16 protein-coding genes are annotated in these 18,151 nt (G+C 66.2%); 8 read left to right on the forward strand and 8 right to left on the reverse strand.

Annotation, left to right across the window (positions count from 1 at the left end; translation table 11 throughout):
- Positions 1–91 precede the first annotated feature (91 nt).
- The gene (locus tag HG718_RS08050; RefSeq protein ID WP_160587510.1) at positions 92–3,034 is read left to right on the forward strand and encodes an Rne/Rng family ribonuclease; all 2,943 of its coding nucleotides are present in this window, start codon (positions 92–94) and stop codon (positions 3,032–3,034) included.
- Positions 3,035–3,137: 103 nt separating this feature from the next.
- On the opposite strand, the gene HG718_RS08055 is transcribed toward HG718_RS08050, so the two are convergent.
- Both HG718_RS08055 and HG718_RS08060 read right to left on the reverse strand, forming a co-directional pair.
- Positions 3,138–4,298 (reverse strand): pyridoxal phosphate-dependent aminotransferase, encoded by a 1,161-nt coding sequence (locus tag HG718_RS08055; protein WP_160587509.1) that lies wholly within the window; start codon positions 4,296–4,298, stop codon positions 3,138–3,140.
- Between the two features lie 7 nt (positions 4,299–4,305).
- Positions 4,306–5,805 (reverse strand): gamma-glutamyltransferase, encoded by a 1,500-nt coding sequence (locus HG718_RS08060; protein WP_160587508.1) that lies wholly within the window; start codon positions 5,803–5,805, stop codon positions 4,306–4,308.
- Positions 5,806–6,061: 256 nt separating this feature from the next.
- Between HG718_RS08060 and HG718_RS08065 the strand changes: the two genes are divergently transcribed.
- Together HG718_RS08065 and HG718_RS08070 are read left to right on the forward strand one after the other, a co-directional pair.
- A complete protein-coding gene (locus tag HG718_RS08065) occupies positions 6,062–7,471 on the forward strand; it encodes a M48 family metalloprotease (protein ID WP_160587507.1) in 1,410 nt (469 codons plus the stop codon).
- 44 nt (positions 7,472–7,515) lie between these two features.
- Positions 7,516–8,313, forward strand: a complete 798-nt coding sequence (locus tag HG718_RS08070) for a DsbA family protein (RefSeq protein WP_160587506.1) — start codon at positions 7,516–7,518, stop codon at positions 8,311–8,313.
- 23 nt (positions 8,314–8,336) lie between these two features.
- Here the strand turns inward: HG718_RS08070 and HG718_RS08075 are convergent, their stop codons facing one another.
- Positions 8,337–9,152, reverse strand: coding sequence for a thiazole synthase (locus HG718_RS08075; RefSeq protein WP_036263602.1), 816 nt, complete (start codon positions 9,150–9,152; stop codon positions 8,337–8,339).
- A gap of 85 nt (positions 9,153–9,237) precedes the next feature.
- Positions 9,238–9,483 (reverse strand): sulfur carrier protein ThiS, encoded by a 246-nt coding sequence (gene thiS / locus HG718_RS08080; RefSeq protein ID WP_192928103.1) that lies wholly within the window; start codon positions 9,481–9,483, stop codon positions 9,238–9,240.
- 306 nt (positions 9,484–9,789) lie between these two features.
- Here thiS and aroQ point away from each other — a divergent pair, with 306 nt between their 5' ends.
- The 4 genes from aroQ (at position 9,790) to aat (ending at position 12,880) form a co-directional block, all read left to right on the forward strand.
- The gene (aroQ, locus tag HG718_RS08085) at positions 9,790–10,254 is read left to right on the forward strand and encodes a type II 3-dehydroquinate dehydratase (protein ID WP_027840127.1); all 465 of its coding nucleotides are present in this window, start codon (positions 9,790–9,792) and stop codon (positions 10,252–10,254) included.
- A gap of 72 nt (positions 10,255–10,326) precedes the next feature.
- Positions 10,327–10,809, forward strand: coding sequence for an acetyl-CoA carboxylase biotin carboxyl carrier protein (gene accB / locus HG718_RS08090; protein ID WP_027840126.1), 483 nt, complete (start codon positions 10,327–10,329; stop codon positions 10,807–10,809).
- 53 nt (positions 10,810–10,862) lie between these two features.
- The gene (gene accC / locus HG718_RS08095) at positions 10,863–12,203 is read left to right on the forward strand and encodes an acetyl-CoA carboxylase biotin carboxylase subunit (protein WP_160587505.1); all 1,341 of its coding nucleotides are present in this window, start codon (positions 10,863–10,865) and stop codon (positions 12,201–12,203) included.
- 14 nt (positions 12,204–12,217) lie between these two features.
- Complete coding sequence (aat, locus tag HG718_RS08100) at positions 12,218–12,880, forward strand: leucyl/phenylalanyl-tRNA--protein transferase (protein ID WP_160587609.1); 663 nt, start codon at positions 12,218–12,220, stop codon at positions 12,878–12,880.
- On the opposite strand, the gene HG718_RS08105 is transcribed toward aat, so the two are convergent.
- The 4 genes from HG718_RS08105 to HG718_RS08120 all read right to left on the reverse strand — a co-directional run bounded on the left by HG718_RS08105 (position 12,838) and on the right by HG718_RS08120 (position 14,972).
- Positions 12,838–13,281 carry a DUF2155 domain-containing protein gene (locus HG718_RS08105; protein WP_160587504.1) on the reverse strand — a complete coding sequence of 148 codons (444 nt, stop codon included), beginning with the start codon at positions 13,279–13,281 and terminating at the stop codon, positions 12,838–12,840. The genes aat and HG718_RS08105 overlap by 43 nt on opposite strands.
- An 11-nt stretch (positions 13,282–13,292) precedes the next feature.
- Entirely contained in the window at positions 13,293–13,751 is a 459-nt protein-coding gene (mlaD, locus tag HG718_RS08110; RefSeq protein ID WP_160587503.1) for an outer membrane lipid asymmetry maintenance protein MlaD, read from the reverse strand.
- Positions 13,752–13,833: 82 nt separating this feature from the next.
- Positions 13,834–14,217: an NADH:ubiquinone oxidoreductase subunit NDUFA12 gene (locus tag HG718_RS08115; RefSeq protein ID WP_027840121.1), complete on the reverse strand. Its 384-nt coding sequence runs from the start codon at positions 14,215–14,217 to the stop codon at positions 13,834–13,836.
- Between the two features lie 212 nt (positions 14,218–14,429).
- Positions 14,430–14,972 carry a response regulator gene (locus tag HG718_RS08120; RefSeq protein ID WP_160587502.1) on the reverse strand — a complete coding sequence of 181 codons (543 nt, stop codon included), beginning with the start codon at positions 14,970–14,972 and terminating at the stop codon, positions 14,430–14,432.
- A gap of 340 nt (positions 14,973–15,312) precedes the next feature.
- On the opposite strand from HG718_RS08120, the gene HG718_RS08125 reads away from it, so the two are divergent.
- On the forward strand, positions 15,313–18,147 hold the full coding sequence (locus tag HG718_RS08125) for a hypothetical protein (RefSeq protein ID WP_160587501.1): 2,835 nt from the start codon (positions 15,313–15,315) through the stop codon (positions 18,145–18,147).
- Positions 18,148–18,151: the final 4 nt, after the last annotated feature.

Below are 18,151 nucleotides of genomic sequence, written 5' to 3' on the forward strand. Positions count from 1 at the left end.
CGCGCGGCTTTCGAGCCCGCCCGGACCGCCCGACGGCAGTTGATCCTCGGGCCCATACCGGCCAGCGCCGGCGCGCCTGGAGAATACGCCTATGGGCAAGAAAATGCTGATCGACGCGGCCCACCGGGAAGAGACCCGCGTGGCCATCGTCTCGGGCAACCGGGTTGAGAATTTCGATTTCGAATCCGAAGCCAAGCGTCCGCTTCGCGGCAATATCTACCTCGCCAAAGTCACCCGCGTAGAACCGTCCCTGCAGGCCGCCTTCATCGAGTATGGCGGCAACCGGCACGGCTTCCTCGCCTTCAGCGAAATCCATCCGGATTACTACCAGATCCCTGTGGCCGACCGTGAACGGCTGCTGGCGGAGGAAGCTGCCGAAGCCGAGGCCTATGATGATGACGATGTCGACCTCGACGACGAGGACGACGACGACATCGAGGCTGCTGCTGACAGTGACGACGACGACAGCGACGATGATGAGGACGATACGGGCGAAGCCTATGACATCGGCCTCAATGCCTTTGACGCTGATGCCGAGGGCGACGCTGAAGACGACACCGACGAAGACTCTGAGGACGATTCTGAAAACGACCTGGGGGATGTGACGGCGGAGGCGGAAGACGCGTCCGACGACGCTACGTCCGACGATGAAGAGCCGTCCGGCAGCATTGCCGCGTCAGCCGCCGAGGCGGAGAGCATCAGCGAAGCGGTCGAGACCGACGCTGATGATGATGCATCGGACGATGACGACTCTGACGATGGGGACACCGAAGCCAGCGCGGCGGATGCGGATGATGATGCGTCGGATGATGACGACGACTCTGAAGACGATGCCGAGGATGGCGACGAAGAGACCAAGGCCGACGGCAAGGACCGCCCGGACAATCGCCGCGGCAAGGGCCGCGGGCGCGGCCGGGGCCGCAGCAATGGCCGGGGCCGTGACGGACGCCGCGGTGGCGGTGACCGCCGCCCCTCGCGCCGCAGCGCCAGCCGCCACTACAAGATCCAGGAAGTCATCAAGCGCCGCCAGATCCTGCTGGTGCAGGTGGTCAAGGAGGAGCGCGGCAACAAGGGTGCTGCGCTGACGACCTATCTGTCGCTGGCCGGGCGCTATTGCGTGCTGATGCCCAACACCGCCCGTGGCGGCGGCATCTCCCGCAAGATCACCAATGCCAGCGACCGCCGCCGCCTGAAGGAAGCGATGAGCGAGATGGACGTGTCGGAAGGCATGGGCCTGATCGTCCGCACCGCAGGCGCCAACCGCACCAAGGTCGAGATCAAGCGCGACTTCGATTACCTGCTGCGGCTGTGGGAGAACATCCGCGACCTGACGCTCAAGTCCTCGGCCCCCTGCCTCATCTACGAGGAAGGCGACCTGATCAAGCGGTCGATCCGCGATCAGTACACGAAGGATATCGACGAGATCATCGTTGACGGCGACCAGGCCTACAAGGACGCCAAGGACTTCATGCGCATGCTCATGCCGAGCCATGCGAAGAACGTGAAGCGCTACAAGGAGCGCGAGGCGCTGCTGCAGCGCTATGGCGTGCAGGGCGAGCTGGACTCGCTGCTGGAGCCGACGGTGACGCTCAAATCCGGCGGCTATATCGTCATCAACCCGACGGAAGCGCTGGTGTCGATCGACGTCAACTCCGGCAAGTCCACCAAGGAACACAACATCGAGGCGACGGCGCTTTCCACCAACATGGAAGCCGCCGAGGAAATTGCCCGGCAGCTGCGCCTGCGCGACATGGCCGGTCTCATCGTCATCGATTTCATCGACATGGACGAGCCGCGCAACAACCGCGCGGTGGAACGCAAGCTGAAGGACAGCCTGAAGCAGGACCGCGCGCGCATCCAGGTGGGTCGCATCTCCTCCTTCGGCCTGCTGGAAATGTCGCGCCAGCGCATGCGGTCCGGCGTGCTGGAAGGCTCGACGGAAGTGTGTCCGCACTGTAAGGGCACGGGCATGATCCGCTCGACGGAATCCGCCGCCCTGCAGGTGCTGCGCGCGGTGGAAGCCGAAGCGCTGAAGGGCCGCGCCAAGGCGCTGGACGTGATGGTGCCGGTGGAGATCGCCGTGTTCATTCTCAACCAGAAGCGCACTTCGCTGCTGGATATCGAGAAGCGGTGCCGGGTGTCGATCTACCTGGTGGCGGACCAAGGCATGATCGCGCCGGACTACCAGATCAAGCGCACCGATGACCGGACGCCGGAGATCAGCAGCGACACGGACGCGCTGAGCATGGAAAGCGCTTTCGACGAGGACGAGGACGCCGCGCTGGACGCGGAAGCCGAAGCCCGTGCTGCGGAAGCCGAGCGCCGGGATGCGGAACGCGAAGAGCGCGCCGAGACATCGGACGACGAGGCCGGCCAGAAGCCCAAGCGCCGCCGCCGCCGCCGCCGCAAGCCTTCTGGCGACGGCGAGGATGCCGATGGCAACGACACCAAGGCGGACACCCAGGATGGCGCGGATGCGTCGGACGAAGGTGATGACGCTTCTTCTGCTGCCGAGACCTCCGACGACGGGGACGAGGATGGCGACGACAAGCCGCGCAAGCGCCGCCGCCGGGGCCGCCGGGGTGGCCGCCGCCACCGCCGCACTGCTGCGTCCGGCGAGGGCGATGATGCCGACGGCAACGACGCCTCTGCTGACAGCGACAGCGAAGACATAGAGGACACCACTGCCGGCACGTCGGCGGATGATGCTTCTGATGTAAGCGGCGCTGACACGGATGACGAGGAGGCCCCGATCCTGGTGGCCTATTCCTCCAATGCTGAAGATCCGGTGGTGGTGGCCCAGCCTGCCGCTGCCGAGGAGACAACCGAGACGCAGGCTGACGCCGAGCCGGAAGCGGAAGCAGAAACCGACGAGGCGGCCGAAGAGCCCGAGGCAGAGACGGCCGAGAGCGAAACCGAAGCTGAAGCTGAATCCGAGCCGGAGCCAGAGCCTGAGCCGGTTCTTGAAACGGCGGATGCGGCACCGGAATCGTCGAAGCCCGCCAAGCGGGGCTGGTGGCAGCGGCGCAAATAGCCGCATCCACAGTCGGAAATACAGAGGGGCGCGGGCCGGTTTGGCCAGCGCCCCTTTTGTCTGGGTCCTGCTCTATTGTGGAAAGAGCACCTGTGGCCCTGCCCTAGCCCTTGCGGAGATTGAGTGCCTTGAGACGAGCCACGGCCTCGCGCATGTGGTCGGTCGGCCCGGCGAAGGAGAAACGCAAGGTGGTGCGCCCGGCTTCGGGGTCGAAATCCGTGCCCGGCGTGACGGCGATGTCCGCTTCCATCAGCAGGCGCTGGCACAGAGCCTCGCTGTCATCGGTCAGGCCGCTGACATCGGCATAGATGTAAAAGGCGCCATCCGACGGTGCGAGCCTGTCGAAGCCCGCCTGCGGCAGGCCGTCGAGCAGCAGCGCGCGGTTGGCGCGATAGACGTCGAGATTGCGGTCGAGTTCATCCGCCGCATCGAAGGCGTGGATGGCGGCCAGCTGGCTTAAGGTCGGCACCGAGATGAACAGGTTCTGCGCCAGCCGCTCGATGGGCCGGACCATGGGTTCGGGCACCACCATCCAGCCGATGCGCCAGCCGGTCATCGAGTAATATTTCGAGAAGCTGTTGACGACGATGGCGTCGGGGCTGGCGGCAAGCGCCGTTGCCTCGTCCACCGTGCCATAGGTGAGGCGGTGATAGATCTCGTCGCTGATGAGCACCAGGTTGCGCGTCTGCGCCACGCGGCCGATGGCCTTGAGCTCCGCGGGCGGGATCATGGCACCGGTGGGGTTGGCGGGGCTGGCGATCAGCACGCCGTCGAGCTGGCCGCCGGAGGCTGCCTCCTCAAGGGCGGTCGCGGTGAGCTGGTAGCCTGTCTCCGCATCGGTGCGGATCGGCACCGGTTCGAGATCGAGCGCCTTGAGGATGTTGCGGTAGGCCGGATAGGCGGGCATGGCGAGCGCAATGCGGGCACCTGCATCAAACGCCGCGAGGAACGCGAGCTGGAAACCGCCGGAGCTGCCGGAGGTAACGACCACCTGGCTGGGGGACACATCCACCCCGTAGGCCTCTTCATAATGGCGGGCGATGCGGGCGCGCAGGGCCGGAAGGCCGAGCGCTTCGGCATAGCCGAGCTTGTCGGACGCCAGCGCGTGGACTGCGGCTTCGCGCACCAGCGCGGGCGCGGGCGTGCCGGGCTGGCCCACTTCCATGTGGATGACCTTGTGGCCCTGCGCTTCGCGCTCATTGGCTGCGCGCATGACATCCATGACGATGAAGGGGGCGACCTGCCCCCGCTTCGAGCTTTCCATGGACCGGTCAGCTGCCCGGCGGGAAGCCAAGCACGCCGAGGCCCGCGCCGTTCGGATCCGCGCCGAAGACGCAGGCCGCATTGTCACGCGGGGCCCCGTCCGGGCAGGCCACCACATTCACCTTGCCCTGTGCGTCAGAGACCGTGGCCGCCTGCGCCGCCTTGATGTCAGCGGAACGGACGATGAGGCTGTCGGCCAGGTCCAGCACGGCGGCGGGGGCCTGAGGGCCGCCCGCACCGGCACCGGCATAGAAGAAGGTGCCGTTGAAGTCGTTGGTGATGAGGGCGGGAGCGAGGAAGGCGCCGGCGAGGCCGAAGCCTGGGGCATCCGGCGCGCGGGCCGGCACGATGCCGGAGCCGGGTACGACGCGGCCGGTGCCGAAGGGGCCGTTCATGGTGACGGCGCAGGCGGCCGCATCACCGCCTGCCGTGGCGACCACGAAGGCAGTGGACCCGAATATGGCGGGGAGATTGGTTTCAGCGCCTGCCTGGGCCAGCGCGTTCCGGGCGGCCTGAAGGAGGCTTGCGCCGTCAGACGACTGGGCGGCGGGCCAGAGTGACGCCATGTAGCGGCCCGCGCCGGTATTGGCGGCGGGCAGCGACAGGGTTTGGTTGCCGACCTTGATGGCCTGGGCGGGCTCGGAGCTCGGCCGGTAGGCCCGCAGCTCTTCCACCGACATGGCGGTGCCGAGCAGGCGGGCTTCGGCGGCAAAGGCCTCGGCCATGTTGCCGGCATAGATGCCGCGGGCGCCATTGGCGCGGACCTGGCCAAGGGCGGCGGCGAGTTCCGGCTGCACCAGCATGTCGCCTTCCTGCAGCGGAGCACCGGTCGGTTTCAGATAGATGCCGGCGAGCGCCGGGCGGGTGCGCAGGGCGGGGGCGAGCGGCGCGAGTTCACGGGCGAAAGCGCGGGAGACCTCATGGCCCTGGGCGGCCAGCACTTCCGCCGGGGTGACAAGGCTCGACCACTGGGCGCTGCCATGGACGGCATGCATGAGCGCGAAGCCGCGCACATTGCCCGGAATGGCGACGGGGCCACCTGCGCGGGAGCGGCGGGCGAGGAAATTGTAGCTCGTCACTTCGCGGCTGTCGGGGTCGTGCACGAGGCAGAGACCGCCGCCGCCGAGGCCCGCTGCATGCGGCATGGTGACCGAGAGCTGGAAATAGAGCGCGGTGATGGCATCCACCGCCGTGCCGCCATTTTCCAGCACCTCGCGGGCGGCAAGGGCGGCGCGCGGCTCATCCGCCACGATAGCACCGACAAAATCGCTCTGGTCGGGCAGATCGGCGAGTTGGAGGCCGAAATCATCCACCGCGCCGGCCTGGAAGCTGGCGGTCTCGAGATCGCGCCCGCCATCCGCGCCGGAGGAACAGGCGGCGAGGCCGAGCGTCAGTGCGGCAGTTGCCGCCATGGTGGCCAAATGGCGCAGGGAATGACCGCCTGCGGTCCCCTCCCCTTCGGTCAGGCTTGCCTTTTTCCGGCCATGGCGACGGAGTAGTTCTGTCATCTCGTTCAACACCACGCGAGCTTCGCTGTCGTTAGATTGACGGGCAATTTCGCCCTGCCTACCGTGAGATGCAAGTCGGCATTCTCCCCTGCCTTACTCCCTAGCCTTATTGGGCGTCGTTTAACCATGACGCATATCAGTGCGGGACCCGGGGGATCATGCATGGCTGGCTTACGCAGCCGAACCTCAGCCGGGCCCGCAGCGTTGACCGCGACGACCATGATTGAGGCGTAGATCCGGGCCCCGGGGACTGACCATGCAACAGACGATGCACCATTCCGCCACCACTTCCACGGCGCCCGTGCCTGCCCGGCGGCGGGGATCGCGGGGCGTGCGGCCCATGCGGCTGGCCCGGATGATGATCGCCGTGCTGCTGGCCGTGGTGCTGCCGGTGCAGCAGGCGCTGGCCATTTCACTGATTCGCGACGCGGAGACCGAGACCTTCCTGCGTGACATTTCCGAGCCCGTCTTCGTGGCGGCGGGGCTCAATCCGCAGGCGGTGAACACCTATATCGTCAACGCGTCGTCCATCAACGCCTTCGTAACCGGCGGCCAGAACGTGTTCATGCATACGGGCACGATCCAGCAGGCGGAAACGCCGAACGAGATCATTGGTGTGATGGCGCATGAAACCGGGCACATCACCGGCGGCCACCTGTCGCGCTCGCAGGAAGCGGTGGCAACGGCGACAGCGCCGGCGATCATCGGCTATCTGCTGGGCATTGGCGCGCTGTTTGCCGGTGCGGGTGACGCTGGCCTTGCGCTGATTACCGGCGGGCAGACGCTGGCGCAGCGGACCTTCCTTTCCTACTCGCGCACCCAGGAGGCCTCTGCCGACCAGGCAGCGCTCGATTTCCTCGAGCGCACGGGGCAGAGCGGCCAGGGGCTGGTGTCCTTCTTCGACAAGCTTGCGGACCAGGAAGCGCTGTCGGAGCGCTCGCAGGACCCCTATGTGCGCACTCACCCCCTGTCGCGCGAACGTATCGCGGCGCTGGAAAACCGCGTGTCGCTGTCGCCCTTCAAGGATGCGCAGGACCCCAAGGAGTGGCAGGAGCGGCTGGAGCTGGTGAAAGCCAAGCTGCACGGCTTCATCGACCGGCCGGCGGTGACGTTCCGGCGCTACCCGGAGACCGACACCTCCAAGCCCGCGCGCTATGCCCGCGCCATTGCGTACTACAAGATTCCGAATACGGACCGGGCGGTGCAGGAAATGAATGCGCTGATCGCGGATTATCCGGACAACGCCTATTTCCACGAGTTCAAGGGCCAGATCCTGTTTGAATCAGGCCGCGCCGCGGAAGCGGCTGATGCCTATGCGGCGGCGGAACGGCTGCTGCCCAACCAGCCGCTCATTCTGGTGGGGCTCGGCCAGGCGCTGCTGGGCACCGGCGAAAAGGCCAAGGTGTCCGAAGCCCGCGCCACGCTGGAGCGGGCCACGCAGATTGAACGCGACTACCCCACCGCCTTCCGCCTACTGGCGCAGGCCTATGCGGATGAGGGCAATACCGCCATGGCGGCGCTGTCCACCTCCGAGCAATATGCCGCGGGCGGCAGGCTGCCTGAAGCCAAGCAGTGGGCCGAGCGCGCCAAGCGGGAACTGCCACAAGGCAGCCCGGCCTGGCAGCGGGCCGACGATATCTCCCGCATCGAAAAACCGCGCCTGTAAGCCTGCCTAACCCAGTACCCCGACCTGAATATCCGGATAGTCCCATGCTGATGTCTTCGCTTGCCTTCGTCCTCCGCCCCGCACGCGCCTCTTTTGTTGCGCTCGGCCTTGCCGCGCTGCTGCCGCTGGCACCTATGACTGCGCTGGCGCAGGAGGGGGGAAAGACCTTCAGCGAGGCGGAGAAGGCTGCGATCGGCGAGGTGGTGCGGGACTATCTTCTTGAAAACCCGCAGCTGATGCTGGAAGTGATGGACGCGCTGGAGGCCTATGAGAGCGAGGCGGAAGCCAAGCAGCAGGCCGCCGCCATTGCCGCCAACCGCGAGGGGCTGGAGCAGGACGGTTTTTCCTTCGTCGCCGGTAATCCGGACGGGGCAATCACGGTGGTCGAGTTCTTTGACTATCGCTGCCCCTACTGCAAGCAGGTGGCCGACGACATGACGAAGCTCATCGAGCGCCATGACGATGTGCGCCTGGTGCTGAAGGAATTCCCGATCCTCGGGCCGAACTCCACCATCGCGTCCGAAGCCGCCATCGCGGCTATTCCGCAGGGCAAGTATCTCGACTTCCACTTCGCGCTGCTGGAATCCAAAGGCACGCTTGACCGGGCCAAGGTGATGGAAATCGCCGAGGCGGAAGGGCTCGATACGGACAAGCTGGCGCGCGACATGGAAAGCGCGCGGGTGGACCGGATCATCGACACCAACCACGATCTGGCCCGCGAGATCGGCGTGCGCGGCACACCGGCCTTCGTGATCGGTGACAGCCTTATCCCGGGGGCAGCGTCCATCGAGGAGATCGAGGCGCGTATCCAGGCGGTGCGGGACGCTGCCAAGGCGGGCTGAACCGCCCTTGCCTTCTTTTCAGGTCAGATGAGACCGGCCAGCGGCGAGCTGGGGTCGGCGTAGCGCTTTTTCGGCATACGGCCTGCCAGATAGGCGTCGCGGCCGGCTTCGACGGCATGCTTCATGGCGCGGGCCATGCGCACGGGGTCGCGCGCTTCGGCGATGGCGGTGTTCATCAGCACACCGTCGCAGCCGAGTTCCATGGCGATGGCCGCGTCTGAGGCCGTGCCGACGCCCGCATCGACGATGACGGGCACGTTGGCGTTTTCCTTGATGATGCGGATGCCGACCGGGTTCTGGATGCCCAGCCCGGAGCCGATGGGCGCGCCCAGGGGCATGATGGCGCAGCAGCCGATCTGCTCCAGCTCGCGGGCCATGATCGGGTCATCACTGCAATAGACCATGATCTCGAAGCCCTCGGAGATGAGCAGCTCTGCCGCGCGCAGGGTCTCGCGCATGTCCGGGTAGAGCGTCTTCTGGTCACCCAGCACTTCGAGCTTCACCAGCTTCCAGCCGCCCGCCTCGCGCGCCAGACGCAGGGTGCGGACCGCGTCTTCGGCGGTGAAGCAGCCGGCGGTATTGGGCAGATAGGTGAATTCCTCCGGGTCCAGAAAATCCGTGAGCTTCGGCTGGCTGGGGTCGGTGAGGTTCACCCGGCGCACGGCGACGGTGACGATCTCGGCACCGGATGCGCGCGCGGCTTCGGCGTTGAGGGCGTAGCTCTCATATTTGCCGGTGCCGATGATGAGGCGCGATTTGTATTCCTTGCCGGCCACCACCAGCGGCGCATCGGCGGGCGTGGCGATGCTTGCGGAAGGGCTGGGGGCGGCGTCGGACATGGGAATACTCCGTTACGGGCAAGCGGGAGGAAATAGTGTGACGGCAGGGCCGCCGGGGATACGGGGCTGAGGCTTGAACAGGCGCCTAGCCGCCGCCGACGAACTGCACGATCTCGATGCGGTCGCCCTCATCCAGCACCGTCTCGCCATAAAGCGATTTGGGCACGATCTCGAGATTGCGCTCAATAGCCATCTTTTTCGGCTCAAGGCCGAGATGCTGGAGCAGTGCGTCCAGCGTGGCGCCGGACGGCAGGGTGCGCGCCTCGCCATTGACGGTGACGGTGATGGTGCCGCCGGATGCGGGCGCCTGGGATGTGGTGGCTGTGCTCATGGGCGCGATAATGGTGTGGCGTCCGCGGCTTTTCAACGTCTGCCCGCAATTGGGGAGGCCGGTCATCCGGGATTGGAGCAATCCGGTCAACGGCTTTGCAATGTTGCGGCGCCAGAGTGACTGCCACATTTTGCCCGCATCCGCGGCGCATCACCTGAAACAGGCGGATATGGGGGTGCCCTGCCTTTGCGGCTGGGGATTGCTCACGTATAAGAAGTCACACCAAAACGGCGCAAACGGGCCTGTTTCACAGGCATTTTGCGTCAAAACGCCCGCCGGGACGGAACAGGAAGGCTGCAGGCCGCGATGAGCGCATCGACGACAACGGCTCCGATTTTCATTCTGAACGGCCCCAACCTCAATCTGCTGGGGCTGCGGGAGCCGGAGATCTATGGCGCCGATACGCTGGGCGACGTGGAAAAGCGCTGCGCTGCGCGCGCGGCTGAGCTGGGTCTGGCAATTGATTTCCGCCAGTCGAACCATGAAGGCGAGCTTGTGACCTGGCTGCAGGAAGCGCGTGACGCAGCGTCAGGCGTGATCCTCAACGCGGCGGGCTACACGCATACGTCGGTGGCCATAAGAGACGCCGTGCTTGCCTGCGAAAAACCTGTTATCGAAGTCCATCTTTCGAATCCTTTCGCGCGTGAAGACTTCCGCCATCATTCCTTCATCTCAGATGTCGCGCGCGGCGTGATCTGCGGCCTCGGGGCCAAGGGATATGACCTGGCGCTTGATGCGCTTGCCGAGATTTGCAGCAGCCCCCGTAGCTGAGGCCGCTGCCCGACCAACCCTATCCGCATTGGGGCGGCCTGCCCCTTGCGTACCGCCGATACGGAGACCCTGATGAGCGACTCGAAGAAGGGCGCAAGCCCGGTCAACAAGGACATGATCCGCGAGCTTGCGGACCTTCTCAAGGAGACCGAGCTCAACGAGATCGAGGTCGAGACCGAAGAGTTCAAGATCCGCGTGGCCCGCGGCGGCGGAGCCGCCGTCTCCTTCACCGCACCTGCCGCAGCGGCACCTGCGCCCGCAGCAGCGGCCCCGGCTGCGGCCGAAGCGCCCGCAGCTGCCGGTGGTGATCTGTCGAGCCATCCGGGTGCCGTGACCTCGCCGATGGTGGGCACGGTCTATGTGGCGCCGGAGCCCGGCGCTGCCGCCTTCGTTCAGGAAGGCGCGAAGGTCAGCCAGGGCGACACGCTGCTGATCGTTGAAGCGATGAAGACCATGAACCCGATCCCGGCGCCGAAGAGCGGCACCGTGAAGCAGATCCTCGTCCAGGATGCCCAGCCGGTTGAGTTCGGCGAAGTGCTGATCGTCATCGAATAAGCCGCCCTGCCCTTTGGCAGAGACGGCACACACGAAATCCAGGAACGGGCCGGATGTTTGAAAAAGTTCTGATTGCCAATCGCGGGGAAATTGCCCTGCGCGTGCAGCGGGCCTGCAAGGAGCTGGGGATCGCCACGGTGGCGGTGCACTCCACGGCGGATGCCGACGCCATGCATGTGCGGCTGGCGGATGAAAGCGTGTGCATCGGGCCGCCGGCTGCGGCCGACAGCTACCTGAACGTTCCCGCGATCATTTCCGCTGCCGAGATCACCGGCGCGGACGCGATCCATCCCGGCTACGGCTTTCTGTCGGAAAACGCCAATTTCGTTTCCATCGTGGAAGAGCACGGCATCACCTTCATTGGTCCGAAGGCTGAGCATATCCGCGTGATGGGCGACAAGATCGCCGCCAAGCAGACGGTGAAGAAGCTGGGCATTCCCGTGGTGCCCGGTTCGGACGGGGCGATCACCGATGCCTCTGCGGCTGCCAAGGTTGCCGACGAGATCGGCTATCCGGTGCTGATCAAGGCCGCTGCCGGCGGCGGCGGGCGCGGCATGAAGGTGGCGCGCACGCGCGGCGAGCTGGACCACGCGGTGTCCACAGCGCGATCTGAATCCAAGGCAGCCTTCGGCGATGACGCGCTTTACATGGAGCGCTATCTGGGCGAGCCGCGGCACATCGAAATCCAGGTGCTGGGCGACAGCCACGGCAATGCGGTGCATCTGGGTGAGCGCGACTGCTCGCTACAGCGGCGCCACCAGAAGGTGCTGGAGGAATCCCCCTCCCCCGTCATCACTCAGGAAGAGCGCGACCGCATCGGCGAGACCTGCGCGACCGCGATCCGCGACCTTGGCTATCTTGGCGCGGGCACCATCGAGTTCCTGTACGAGAACGGCGAGTTCTTCTTCATCGAGATGAACACCCGCCTCCAGGTGGAGCATCCGGTGACCGAGATGGTGACCGGGGTTGATCTCGTGCGCGAGCAGATCCGCATCGCCGCCGGTCAGCCGATCAGCTTCAAGCAGGAAGACCTGACGATGACGGGTCATGCCATCGAGTGCCGCATCAATGCGGAGCACCCGGAGACCTTCACCCCGTCGCCGGGCACGATCACCGACTTCCACCCGCCCGGCGGGCTGGGGGTGCGCATCGATTCCGCGGCCTATTCCGGCTACAAGATCCCGCCCTATTACGACAGCATGATCGGCAAGCTGATCGTTTATGGTGATGACCGGCAGGAATGCCTGATGCGGCTCAAGCGGTCGCTGAGGGAGTTTGTCGTCGGCGGCGTCAACACGACGATCCCGCTGTTCGGCAAGCTGCTGGAAGAAGAAGATATCCAGACAGGCAATTACAACATCCACTGGCTGGAAGAGTTCCTGGGTCTCAAATAGCCTTGGCATCGCCCATGGTGGATGACAGCCACGACATCACGGCGGATATCCTGCTGCGGGCTTATGCCTATGGGGTGTTTCCCATGGGCGAGTCGCGGGACGACCCGTCGCTGTACTGGGTGGACCCGCTGGAGCGCGGCATCCTGCCGCTCGACGGCTTTCACGTGCCGCGCAAACTGAAGCGGACGATCCGGCAGCAGCCTTTTGACGTGACGGTGGACACGGCCTTCCGCGCCACCATGGTGGCCTGCGCGACACCGGCGCCGGGGCGCGAGGGCACGTGGATCAATGACCGGATCGTCGATCTTTATTGCGAATTGTTCGAGCGCGGCTATGCGCATTCGGTTGAATGCTGGCTGGAGGGCCGTCTTGTGGGCGGGCTTTACGGCGTGTCGCTGGGGGCTGCGTTCTTCGGGGAGAGCATGTTCTCGCGGGCGACCGATGCCAGCAAGGTGGCGCTGACCTATCTCGTGGCGCGGCTGAAGGCAGGCGGCTTCAGGCTGCTGGACACGCAGTTCGTCACCGACCACCTGTCACAGTTCGGCGCGACGGAAATTCCGCGTGCGGACTACAAGGAGATGCTGGCAGCGGCGATTGAGCAACCGTCGGACTTCTTCGCGCTGCCGCTGGATGCTCAGCCTTCGGACGTGCTGCAGTCGGTGAGCCAGACGTCGTAGACGGGATGCTCGAGGGCGTTGAGGCCCGGCGAGGATGCCAGCATCCAGCCGGAGAAGATCGGCTCCGGCTCTTCTTCCAGATTTTCGTTCACCGGGTATTCGCGGATCTCGAGGAAGGCGATGGTCTTGGGCGGGTCTTCAGGCCGTGCCTTCTCGCAGGCGCGCACGATGATGCCAAGCGTGCCGAAGCGCAGCGGCGCATCAAGGCCGACGCGCATGGGATGGGTGCGGGCGGTGATCTTGTTGAGGCCCATGAGATGGGCCGTGTCAGGCACGGGCGGGGCGGCCTGTTCCGCCGGCGCGGGGGCTTCGCCTTCAGCTGCGTCTTGCGCCTGAACCGGCAGCAGGCTTACCGCCAGCAGGCCGGCTGTCAGGGCGCTGCGCTTGAGAAGACGATGCATGGGCCCCTGCCTCACTCGCCTGAATCGCTGCCGCCGGCGCTGAACACCGCCTGGCTGACGAGGCCGATCAGGTCAATCGAGCCCTGGGCGAACATGATCTCGTCACCCTCTTCCAGCATGGTTTCGCTGCCGCCGGGGGTGAGCGCGATGTAGGAACCACCGAGGAGACCTTCGGACGTGATCTTGGCGGAGGTGTCTTCCGGCAGCGGCACGTCATTGCTCACCGAGATGGTGACGCGGGCCGCATAGGTGGCCGCGTCGAGGGCCTGATTGGTGACCGTGCCTACCTTGATGCCGGACAGGCGCACATCGGCACCGGGGGCCAGACCGTCCACGCGGTCGAAATCGATGGTGAGATCATAGCCCGTGCCGCCGCCCGTATCGGTGGCGGTGTAGGCAAAGAACAGGAACACGCCGGCGATCACGATCACCGCAGCGCCGGTCAGGGTCTCAACGACAGATGATTGCATCCTAGCTTCCTCGATAGCCTGGCAGGCCGTTCCAGTCCGACCGGACCCTTGCCCTTGTTTGAATGGTGGTTGCGTCAGGCGCTTACTCGGGCTTCCAGGCCTCGTAATCGCCTGCAGTGCTGGCGCGCGGGGTGCCGGTGACGAGCGAACCGGCCGGGCGGTAGGCATGTTCGGAGCCGGTCAGGTTCGGCATGTGCGGCTTTTCCCAGGCGCGCGGCTTGTAGGCGGCGCTGGCCGGCGGGGTGTCCACGGTCTTATGCATCCAGCCATGCCATTCCGGCGGAATGCGAGAGGCTTCAGCAAGGCCGTTATAGATGACCCAGCGGTGCTGCGGGTCCTTGCGGCTCTGGTAATACTTGTTGCCCTGGCTGTCCTCGCCGACGAGTTCGCCGCGGCTCCAGGTGAGCAGGCGGGTGCCATAGGTCTGGCCGTTCCACCAGGTGAAAATCTGTCTGAACCACATCATCGGACTTGCCGCTCGACCTCTTGATACGTGCCGGGAGGGGGCGCTTTCTCCGTCGGGAGAGTCACCGCCAAAAGTTGCCGCAATATGGCATTGCGCGCCGGGGAGCGTCCACCCTTTGAATGGGCCGACAGATCGCGTGGCCGCAGGGAATCCCAAGGCCAATAGCGGGCCAACAAGGAGACTAGCAGGGGAGCTGAGGGCGCACACTTTCCCTAGACTTCCCAGATGGTTCCGCCCTGCCCGGGACGGGCGCGGCGGGAGGGGCCGTTGGGCGGCGGCGGGGCGATGCCGCCGGGGTCCTTCAGCACATAGTGATCGCCCTCGAGCAGATAGACCCGCTTGTCAGCCCGCACCCACTGGATGCGCTTGAGCAGATTGGCGGGCACCACGGGCTTGGCGACGAAATGGTTGGCCCCGGCCTCCATGGCCGCCTTGACCAGTTCCGGATTGGTATGGGCGGTGAGCATGATTGTGGGGGTGCAGGCGCCGGGCGTGTCGCGCAGGCGCAGGGTGCGGAGGAACTGGATGCCGTCCATCGGCTGCATGTTCCAGTCGCAGATGATGAGGTCGGGCTCAATGGTGTGGAGAAGCTCGAGGCCGCTGGGGGCATCGCCCACCATGATCACCTCATCGCCGCCGACGCCGAACGCCATCAGCAGGCTCTTGAGGAGCCGGCGTGCATTGGCGCTGTCATCGATGACCAGAATGCGCATTCCGCTGAGAATGGCTGCTTTCCGGTGTTGTTCCGACGGCATCGTGCCCGTTTCCCCACGCTGGGCCGGAGATCCGTCCCGCCATCGCGGCGACGGAGAATCGGCCGGCCGCGCCAGCCCCCACATGGGCCGTGCGACGCTTCGCCAGTCTGGCCCGAATCGCCTTATGATTGCTTAATCGCGGACCGAATTGGCGGATTTCCGGCCAATTTCCCCGTTCCGGCAGGACGAAAAGCATAGAGAACGCTTGACCGGCCGCCGTTAACTACCCCATATTTTGTTAACTATTTTTGCATGCGCACAAGATGTAGCCCTGCGTGCGGCGTCGATTCAGCCGTGACGGGGCGTTCAGATCATCAATGGTCCGGTTTGGGGGGCGACCATGCAGATCCAGCGCTATTTCTCAGCAGACAGGTCCGCCGCCGCGCGGCCGGGCTTCTTCCGGCGCGTGCGGGTGACGCTGGCGGCCGAAAATGGGGCTGCGACCGGGTTCGAGGTCACGGCACCGGCGGACTGGGAGCTGGGGGCCGTAGAAGCCTTTGCCCGGCATGGGCTGCTGCCCTCCGGCGTGCCCCATGCCCGCCAGAGGCTGGCGGAGGCAGGTGTGCCGCCGGAGCTGCAGGCCTGCACTCCGCTTGAGGTGCCGAGCCGGGAGACGACCGGCGCGGAGACCGATATCCGCAGCGCAGTGAGCCGGGTGGCCGGCGCGCTGGCGCGGGCGGGGATGGAGACGCGGCTGTTCCGCCGCGCCGAGGACGCGCTTGCTTTCCGGGATGAGCTAGAAGCCTGCCTGCTGTCGCGGCGGATTACCCTGGCCCCTGCCCTGTGGCAGGGCATCGGCGCACACTGGGCCTACGGGGCGCCGCCCGCATCTGCTGCTGCGCCTGACGGTGACAGGCGCACGGAGGCCGATGACCTGACGGCGCGCCTGCGGGCATCGCGCGGGCGCGACCGGGATGCGGCGGCACTGGCGCTCGGCCGGGCTTTGCTGGATGAGCTCTCGGAGGACATGGCATCCGCCCTTGAAGACGATGCGTCCACCAGGGCCTTGCGCATGGTGTTGCGCCGGGCGGAGGAGCTGGGCCTGCCGGCGACCGCTGCGCGGCGGCTGATGGATGAGCACGCGGCGGGCGTTGAGCCGCTTGCAGCCGGGGACGCGCATCTGGATTTCGATTCCGATATCTGGGATCTGCTAGGCACCCCGCAGGACAGCGACGCCCCTGCCCGGCTGACAGGCGACACGCCGATGGATGAGCTGGTGGCTGCCAGCTATCTGGGCCGGGCGCCGGAGCTGGTGCTGGTGCTGACGGATGCGGATGTATCTGCAGACGGGGCGCATGTGCCGTGCGGTCACGTGGACGTTCTGAAATTCGATGCGCCGTCGCGGGGCGGCAGCCTGGATGTGGACGGGCTGTGCCATGCGGTGCATGTGCTGGCGGTGGCGCTGGACCTGGCCCATGAGGTGATGGCGTGCGGCGGGGATGATGCTCCGTGCCGCACCGGCCGCCCGATTGCCGTTGCGCCGATGAACCTGGCAAGCCTCGTGATGAGCCGGGGCATGGCCTATGGGTCGGACGAAGGCCGGGCGCTGGCGGCGACGGTGTCCGCGCTGGTGACCGCCGCAACGGCAGCCACGAGCACGCTGCTGGCTGAACAGCAGAAGCCGTGCGACGCACAGCACCTGACGGATGATCTTGCGGCCATGCAGCGGGCGCTGCTGGGCCATGCGCCGGATGGCGGCGCCATGCTGCCGATGCCGCTGTTCCCCTATACGGCGGAGCAGGCACGGGTGCTGGACCGGGCCCGCCTGCTGATGGGCAAGGCGCTGGACCGCGCGGCGGTGACGGGCCTGCGCAATGGCGCGCTGACCGCCCTGCCCGCCGACGAGGATGCCGCGCGGATGATGTCGGCGGAATCAGCCGGCATCGCTCCCATGGCGCGGCTGGTGCATTTCCGCCGCCTGACGCCGGATCTCGACCCGGACGCCATCTACAAGACGATTTCCCCTTCGGTGCCCGCCGCGCTGCGGGCGCTGCATCATGACGATGCGAGCATCGAAGCGCTGCTGGACCACGTGGTAGGCCGCGGCACGCTGGAGGGCGCGCCGGGCGTCAATTACGACCTGCTGCGCGAGCGCGGCTTCACCGACGACGACATGGACGTGACGGAGGCAGCCCTTGCCACCGCCGCCACCATCCGCGCGGTGTTCACGCCCTATGTGCTGGGGTGGGACGACGCCATTCTGGGCAGCACGGACATTCTCTCGCGGCTGGGTTTTTCGGACTGGGACGTGGAGCACGCCAATTTCTATTGCTGCGGCGCGCAGACGCTGGAAGGCGCGCGCGACCTGCCGGTGGAACAGCTCGAGGTATTCGACTGCGCAGCCCCGCTGGGGCAGATCGGCACCCGGCAGGTGGCGGCGCGCGACCGGCTGCTGATGGCACAGGCGGTGCAGTCGTTTGTGACCGGGCCGGTGGCGCTGGATGTGACACTGCCGCCGGACAGCGACGCGGACGAGATCGCGGCGCTTTACGGCGAGGCGCTGACGCTGGGCCTGCGGCGGCTGCGGCTCAACCGGGACGCGGCCAGCCTGTGCGACCCGCTGGATTATGACGATCTGCTGGATAGCGGCGACGTGCCCGCCGGGGACATCGAAGCGGCAGTGCAGGTGCGAGCTGTTGAAAGCGACATGGCGTTTGATCCGCAGGCGGATGGCATGCCCTCCGCGGGTGATATGCCGCCACTGCTGGCGACGCTGGTGTCGGTGGGGCTTGCCAATGGTGTGCCGCTTTCAGCCTATGAGAAGGCACTGGCGGAGATCGGTGTCGATATGGATGACGCCGGCATGCGCGCCGCAATCCGCGAGATGGCATCAGGTTTCCTGGCCCGGCCGCGGACAGGCGGTGTGGCGGAGAGCTATGACCCGCTGACACAGGACGGTGCGCAGCACGGCCATGCGGGGCAGCAGCCTGCACGCAGCACGCCCGGTGGGGCGCGCCTGCCAGCGACGACTGCTGATATGGCGACTGATACAGATAATTCGAACGAGGACGGGACAATCGCGGGTCCGGCCTCGGGCATTCTTGATACCGGCGCTGTGAAGGGCGCCTACGACATTGTGGTGTCACCGGCTGACGGGCCGGTGCCGCCCTCCCCCTCTTTCGGCGACCCGGCCTACTCGCCCCCCAGCGTTTCCGGCCGGGACCGGGAGGAATAGCCCA

This window comes from Pyruvatibacter mobilis (assembly GCF_012848855.1).
Classification (GTDB): domain Bacteria; phylum Pseudomonadota; class Alphaproteobacteria; order CGMCC-115125; family CGMCC-115125; genus Pyruvatibacter; species Pyruvatibacter mobilis.